The organism is Halomonas sp. 3F2F (assembly GCF_014897805.1).
Lineage (GTDB): Bacteria > Pseudomonadota > Gammaproteobacteria > Pseudomonadales > Halomonadaceae > Vreelandella.
Genome location: NZ_JABUZE010000142.1, coordinates 1 through 7,601, shown reverse-complemented (window position 1 = coordinate 7,601; position 7,601 = coordinate 1). Strand labels below are relative to the sequence as shown.

The following is a 7,601-nucleotide window of genomic DNA, read 5'->3' as shown; positions in this document are numbered from 1 at the left end:
GGAATGCCAGTATAATCACAGCCTCTGTTATTTCTAGTAGCTAAATGTCAACTGATGAGTATAGTTTCTAGGGTCTCCATAGTAGTTTTGCTAAGTATTAGCTCAGACCGTTGAGTAATGTTTTTCATAAATTGGCCTGTTGTCTTTATAATTAAAGTCCAGACTTTTATTGGATTGTTAAAAAAGCTCGTTGATATCAGCGAGCGAGATAGGAGAGAAGTGGCTATCGAGTTTTATAATAGGCTACTGATGGCTGTAAATAAGTTGGATGCTGCATTTTCTTTTTTCAACGATAAGGTTCGAAGTCTGATAAACGTCTAATTGCTTTTCGTTTTTCCTCCTGTTGCCACTCTTTATATATTGTTAGCATATTCATGGGTTTGCTTCGACAGTACTGTTGGCTTTGCCACCTTCAATAACATGGCTAACAAGGTTGTTGGCGAAGCGTAGAGCTGAGGGAAACCCTCCCCATTGCCAATAGTTGAGCGGTAGAATTACATAGTTATTTTGTTTTACGCTTGGGAGGTGTCTCCACTGACCATCAGAGAGTAGTTGCTCCTGAAATCCAGCGGGGTCGAAGGGGCTTTCAAGAAATATAATTTTAGCATCGATGTTAAAGAGAGAGCTTACACTAGCATTCGTAATTCCCCATTGACCCATATCATCCTGCCAAGCGTTCTGGAGACCAAGGCGAATTAGCACCATGCCTTCAACGCCTCCTTTACCAAAAACACGGGCATGACGCTCATCCACTAGACGAACTATTAATAAAGGTTCGTCGATGCTATTAAGCTGTCTTTTTAAATCGTCAAATTGGTGATTGATTTGATTAATATAGCGCTCCGATGCGTCAGGATCATTGACTAGGATACCAAGCTGACGAGTCAATTCCTCTACTATTTCCCAGTGGTTCTGATCATCATTACTATCGGAAAAGTTATAAATTGGGTACTCCTTAATACTAGAAATTTCTCTGAGCTTGGGTAGTAAGTTGATATGGAGAGGAGGTGAAATCAAAATATGTTTTGGTGGAAGGCTTGCAAGAAGCTCAAAGTTAGGAAAGTGCCTACGGCCGAGGTTAGTCGCACTGGGGAGAATGCCATCATGACGTAAATATGTCTCGTACTCTGTGAGACCTGATAGAAAGCCAGGCGGGTGACCAATCGCGGTGAGTGTTTCGGCGATTGCGAAATCAAAGGTTGCTAAAGGGGCTACGCTGTTATCATCGCTTGCCATCGAAAAATTGCTAATTAACAAACCGATTAGCAAGGCGACTGATAAGGGAGTTTTTTTATAGCGAATAGAACGATAGATAATATCACTTTTATGTTTCACTATTATTCCTGTGTTTTGCGTATAAAGAGGCGTCATGATGGTTGTTAATTGTCCATGTTTAAGAGCAAGGCCAGTTATTAGACAAAGTTACAGCGGCCAGGGGTGGTCTGACCGCTGTTTTTTTATGCATGAAGCGTAGGATGGTTTTTCTACGTTCGTCGTCTAATGATCACATCCCAACATGATGTGTTGCGATTACCTCCGGTCACCACTGATAGGACGCCGTGCCGACGATACTGCGAGGTTCTCCGTAGTAACAAGCGAAGGTGCAGGACTCGATATAGGTTTTGTCAGTAAGGTTGGTCGCATTTAACGAGAGCAACCATGATCCTGTCTCATAGCTAACCATGGCGTCAAAAAGGGTAAAACCAGAGACTTTTCCATCAAGATAGGCGTTAGGAAGCGTTGAGCCAACATAACGTACGCCAGCGCCCAGCTTCAGGCTAGGTAAACCAAAATTGCCAAAGCGGTAATCACCCCATAATGAGAATTGGTTATAGGGTGCTTGACCGGTTCGCTCGCCGACTTTGTCGGGAGTAGCTGGACTGCTTTTCGTTGTACGCGCATCGGTATATGCATAGGCTGCGACCAGATTAGCGTTAAGGCCTATCTCTGTTTTGGCTTCCAGCTCGACGCCGCGAGAGCGCACCTCGCCTATTTGTGCTTGGAAGCTGGTATCCACCGGATCAGCAACTAGCACGTTTTCCTGAGTTAATTCATAAACGCTAGCGGTGAGCATGGTATCGCCCCCTTCGGGCTGATAGCGAATGCCTGCTTCAAACTGTTCCCCTCGGGTGGGCTCGAACTGATTGCCGCTGCGGTCGCTGCCAGTCGCTACTTCAAAGGATTGACTGAAGCTGGCAAAGGGAGCCAAGCCGTTATCGGCCAAATAAACGAATCCAACGCGGCCGGTGAAGGCATTGTCATCCTGCTGCGATCCTTGGGATGGATCGAAGTACCGCGAGGATTCTGTGTCGATCCAGTCCTGACGCCCTCCAAGCATGAACACCCATTGATCGGCAATCTTCATCTGGTTCTGAAGATACAGACCCACCTGTTCTTTGTGGTTGACTAGGGAGTAATCAAGAGGAATACGCTCACCGAGTTTGCCGCTTCCATAAATAGGATTATAGAGATCTAGAGAAGGGGCGGTTTGCTGGTAACGTTCGGTTTCGTGACGTTGGCGGACATAGTCGAGGCCGACCAGAGTAGTGTTGTCAGTCGCTCCGTACCCCCAGTCATACTGCAAGGACGTGTCGGAAGAGAGTGCCCTGGAGGCATCACGCCGATCAAATGCAGTTCTGGAATAGTGACGTCCAGCTGAGCTCTCAGGGCTCTGAACAATACTAGTGAGGTCATAGTCTCGATCAGAGTGGAAACTGCGCAAATTGTGGCGCAATTTCAATCTATTGGAGAAATCGTGCTCGAACAAATAGCCAAGGGAATAGCTTTCGTTATCGTAGTCATCGAAGCCGGGCTCGCCAACGAATCGCTCCCGAGGGATATCGCCGTTGGGGTTGGGTAGAATGGTGCCGCTGGCGGGTAACCCATAGACATAAGTCGTCTCGTCCCGCTGATACTCGCTGAGTAGGGTTAGCGAGGTACCCTCGTTTGGTTGCCACTTAAAAGCAGGTGCGATGTAGGTGCGATCATCCGGCACATGGTCGATAAAGGTATTGCTATCGCGGCGGAGCATGGTTAAGCGGTAAGAAAACTGCCCTTCTTCATCCAGGGAGTCGGAGAAGTCTGCAGAGACCTGACGCCGATCAAAACTGCCTACCTGTAGATTAACTTCGCGCAAAGGTTCGCTGATAGGGCGCTTACTGACCGCATTGATCAACCCCCCAGGAGACGCCACGCCATAGAGAATTGACGATGGCCCCTTTAGTACCTCCAGCCGTTCCAGACCATACAATTCCTGCTGGCCATCAAAGGTATTGGCTTGATATTTGCTGCCATCCCGGTAACCAGTATGCACGCTGAAGCCGCGAATCATCATGCTGTCATGGGTTGTATCAGCACCTCCCCCGCCATAAGAATTTGCCACGCCCGCAGTATAGCCTAGCGCTTGGTTGACGTTCCGCGCACCATAATTGCGGAATTCTTGACTGCTGACCACTGAGATAGACTGTGGCGTTTCAATAATAGGTGTGTCGGTTTTGGTGCCTGTTGCGCTGCGAGTGGCTGCAATACCTTGTACAGGCCCCGTTGCTTCTTCATAGAGACGACTTTCGGTTACTTGTAAGGTAGGCAGTGTGGCTCTTGTGTCGCTATTTTCAGCAGTGCCTTGAGCGAGCACAGCCGGTGCTGCGAATAGTGTCGCAGCACAAGTGTTGGCAATGGCCGCAGAGAGAAGATGCCTGCGTAGACCACTACGATGAAGATAGTGCATGGTAATCCCCTTGAATGATATTTGTATGCTAATAGTAATTGTTATTATTAGTATTATATTCTTAGTTTGTATTGGCATGCAACACTCTGTTGCCCAAAGTGGTACGTGGCAGTGAATGGCGTCATATGAAGGCCTTATTGGACTGCCACCACATCTACTGTGTGGGATGGTTGGTAAAATGCTGCTGTAGCGCCTTTGCGATATCCGCGCGCACCTGACCGGTAGCGTCGGGCGTAATGCTGCCCAGGCGTGCGAAGTCGTGCACCATGCCGGGGTATATGATCAGCTGGGTATCCACGTTCGCTTCCTGTAAACGGTTCACGTAGGCGATGCCTTCATCGATCAGGGGGTCATGTTCAGCTAGGGCAATAAACGCAGGTGGTAGGTTTTTGAGTTCTGCAGCCTCCAATGGCGCAAAACGCCAATCGTGGCGTTCCTCATCGCTATTTAGATAGTGGCCAAACATCCATTGCAGGGTGTCTGCTTCCAGCAGGTAGCCTTGTGCGTATCGACGATGAGACTCGCTGTCCTGCCAGGCACTGGTGCAGGGGTAGAGTAGGATCTGGCAGCGTGGAAGGTGCCAACCATTATCGCGTGCTGACATGCAAAGGGCCGTGGCGAGAGTGCCTCCTACACTGTCACCACCGACGGCGATACGTGAGGTATCGATGCCCATCGCTTCTCCATGCTTCAGCAGCCAGCAATAGGCATCTTCAGCATCGTGAAACGCCGTCGGAAACTTGTGCTCGGGGGCCAAGCGATAGTCGACGGCAAGCACTGTGTAGCCAGTCGCCTGGGCGATGCTTTGGCAGAGCGAATCATGAGAATCCAGGCTGCCTAATAGGTAGCCGCCGCCATGGAAGTAGAGCAAGGTGGGTGATAAAGCCTCTTTGCCTTGGTAGTGGCGTAGTTCAAGATGGTATCCATCTCGGCAGGTGATACTCAATGATGTTGCGTCGTTAGAAATTGGCTCATCAAGCATCTGTGATGATGCTTCGTAAGCAGCGCGTGCTTGTTGTGGTGAGAGCGAGTGGAAAGGTGGGTTGCCGCTATCGGCGACCAGGTCTAAGAAAGCGGCGATATCAGGATGTAGGGACATCATGGGTGTAAGTCTCAGTATTTGGGGTCGCCCTGAGAGAGCGACCATGCTTTGATGGGCTATTAGTCTGTGGCTACCAGTGATGGAGCTGGGGTATCTGAATGGGCTGTTGATAGTGCCTCATCAAGCACTTCACAAATCTCACTTGTCCGTGCCGCCAAAATAGACAGCAGGGTATCGCTCAAGCCATGGGTGGGTTCGCAACAGCCCTGCAAGAAAATAGCCGGTTTGAACGAAGGTTTGGTATAGAGCTGATAGCTGCGGTTAACGGCAAATTCCGGCAAGAACTCAGCTATTGGGGCCAGCAGCCGTTTATGAGTGTCGCGTACATAGCCGGTGGCTAACACTACTGCGTCGTAGCGGGTGGGCTCTGTGTGACCGCTCTCCAAATCTCGCACAAGTAGCTCAACGCCTTCGGTAGTTGCTTCGCTGCCAATCACCTCATGGCGACGGCGGAAGCGGTGGCGGGCCTGGCCGGTTACTTTTTGCTGGTAGAACACATCGTAAATCTCCTGAATCAACGCCAAATCAGGGGCTGAGTAGTTGGTGCTTTTATACTCCTGCAGCAGTGCTTCCCGCTGGCCGGTGGGGTTGTTGAACACGTAGTCGGTGTATTCGGGGTTGAATATCTCGTTGACGAAGGGGCTATCGTCGGAGGGTTTAAAGGCCCATGCCCGGCTAATAAGATCCACCTGAATGCCTTCACGGCCGTGTAAGTCAAGGAATATCTCAGCGGCGCTCTGGCCTGCACCAATCACAGCGATGCGTTTGGGAACGTCTTGCTTCGCCAGCTCACGAAGGTAGTGGCTGGAGTGGAAGACCCGCGGGTCGTCTTTTAGCCCGGCGAAGCATTCAGGCACATTGGGCGCGCCACCCACACTGATCACTAGCGAGCGAGTGAGCCTTTCATGCACCGCACCACTCGCATCCCGTGAACGCACGCGGAGGTAGGCGACCTCGTCATTATCAGTTTCGGGCAATACTTCAAACACATCCTCTCCATAGGCGCACTGATGTTCAAAGTGGCTGGCAGTCCAGCTTAGGTAGTCATTGAACTCATGGCGGCTGGGGAAGAAGGTTTGTAGGTTGATAAAGTCCTGCAGGCGGCCTTTGCTGTGGAGGTAATTGAGAAAGCTGAAACGGCTGCCTGGGTTACGCGGAGTGACTAGGTCTTTGAGAAAAGAGATTTGCATATGGGCATTTTCCAGCAGCATATGCGGGTGCCAGGCAAAGCAAGGCTGGCGCTCAATAAACAAGGCATCCCGCGCTTGCCCTGCCTGGTGTTGCTCGTCAAGCGCAATGGCTAGGGCAATATTGGAGGGGCCGAAGCCGATGCCGATCAAGTCGTGAATATGCATAAGAGTCCTCGTGGCTGACGTGTTTATGGGGTGAAGCGTGCATCGGGTCGTGGCGCTGACCCAGGGTGAGGCGGCAGTGGAACCCAGCAGCGCTCGTTGAAAAAGTGTTCGCGTAGCTGCATGCCGAGCATGGCCCGCTTGTGGGGAAAGTCGAACGCCTTAACATGGGCATAACCGCACTGGGCAAGGTTGCGCAGCATCTTGGCGTTATCCACGCGGGGTTCAATCACCAAGCGCTGAGTGCGGCAGTCGTCGAGGAACAGGTAGTGCGAGATAGAGGGCATCCAGGCGGCGACATAAGGCCGCCCGCGAAAAGCGGCTTCGCCGATCAGTACGTGCCAGCCGCGATCAAAGTCACCGGCAGCGTAATAAGCGCCGATACGATCCTCCTTGGCCCAATAGGTCTCGAAGTAGCCGAAGGGTTTGCCGTCAATACAGCCGATCAGCGGTACCACACTGGGATTTTGCAACGTGCTTTCCAGCCGCTCGCGGTGCTGTTGCAGAGCACCCTGTTCTTCCCAGAAGTGGGCGACAACTGGGTCATTCATCCAGCGGTTGAAGCGCTCTAGGTCAAGCTCCAGGTCAAGTGCGCGAAAACTCAGAGTGGCATTCAGCCAGGGAATATGGCGTTGATAGACTGTTCCACTGGGGCGCGGCGGGCGGCGTAGATGGCGCTTTCCACTCTCCAAAATGGGCTGTTGCGGGTAGGGACGCATGGAGGGGGAGGTGAGCCAAAGGGTTGGCAACTGCCAGAATAGCTCCGCGTAGGCCCAGAGTTTGCCATGGGGATCTTTTACCGCGATTCCATTGGCACATAGAGTAGTATGTAAAGCCGAGGGGAGCTGCAAGTGAAGCGCTACAGTACCTGAGTGAAAGGCAAAAGCCCCTTCGATAGCAGCAAGTAATGCCGGGAGAGGCGGTGCTGAACGCTGTGACCATTGCAGCATCAAGGTGCTGTTATCGTCTACTAATGACCACTCAAGACGCTCTTGATGTCCTTCCACATAAAGTGTCTGCGTGGTTACCTCATAGGTAACTTGATAGGTGCACCCCTCAGGGCGTGAGAGCAGCGAGGCCACCGCGGGGCTTTCATAGGGTACGTCTACCTGTGTTTGTGCCTGGACAGAACTGGACACCGCAAAGCTCCTATCAATAAGAACGAATCACAAAAACGAATCGAAAAATCAAAGAAAAAGCAGCCGTAAAAATTACCTGCCACGGGCGGCATTACTGACTTCCTTATCTAAGGACGAATGAGAATGAGGCTTGTTTACATGAAAATTGATTAACTTTTTGCGGGAGTGATTCGTCTTTAGAGGTAGCTGCCGGTTTTCAATCGCTTTCCAACGAGGTGAATGTGCTTTCCTATCTGTTTCGTCGAACCCGCGGGCTGATGACCGCCGCTGCCCTGGCCAGT

5 protein-coding genes are annotated in these 7,601 nt (G+C 51.0%); all 5 read right to left on the bottom strand.

Features of this window, described 5'->3' with window-relative positions; translation table 11 throughout:
* Positions 1 to 372 precede the first annotated feature (372 nt).
* Positions 373 to 1,335: an ABC transporter substrate-binding protein gene (locus tag INT21_RS15230; protein ID WP_193057215.1), complete on the bottom strand. Its 963-nt coding sequence runs from the start codon at positions 1,333 to 1,335 to the stop codon at positions 373 to 375.
* Positions 1,336 to 1,540: 205 nt separating this feature from the next.
* Entirely contained in the window at positions 1,541 to 3,727 is a 2,187-nt protein-coding gene (locus tag INT21_RS15225; RefSeq protein WP_193057214.1) for a TonB-dependent siderophore receptor, read from the bottom strand.
* Positions 3,728 to 3,881: 154 nt separating this feature from the next.
* On the bottom strand, positions 3,882 to 4,829 hold the full coding sequence (locus INT21_RS15220; protein ID WP_226912197.1) for an alpha/beta hydrolase: 948 nt from the start codon (positions 4,827 to 4,829) through the stop codon (positions 3,882 to 3,884).
* 59 nt (positions 4,830 to 4,888) lie between these two features.
* On the bottom strand, positions 4,889 to 6,184 hold the full coding sequence (locus INT21_RS15215) for a lysine N(6)-hydroxylase/L-ornithine N(5)-oxygenase family protein (protein ID WP_193057213.1): 1,296 nt from the start codon (positions 6,182 to 6,184) through the stop codon (positions 4,889 to 4,891).
* Positions 6,185 to 6,207: 23 nt separating this feature from the next.
* Positions 6,208 to 7,320, bottom strand: coding sequence for a GNAT family N-acetyltransferase (locus INT21_RS15210; protein WP_319022076.1), 1,113 nt, complete (start codon positions 7,318 to 7,320; stop codon positions 6,208 to 6,210).
* Positions 7,321 to 7,601: the final 281 nt, after the last annotated feature.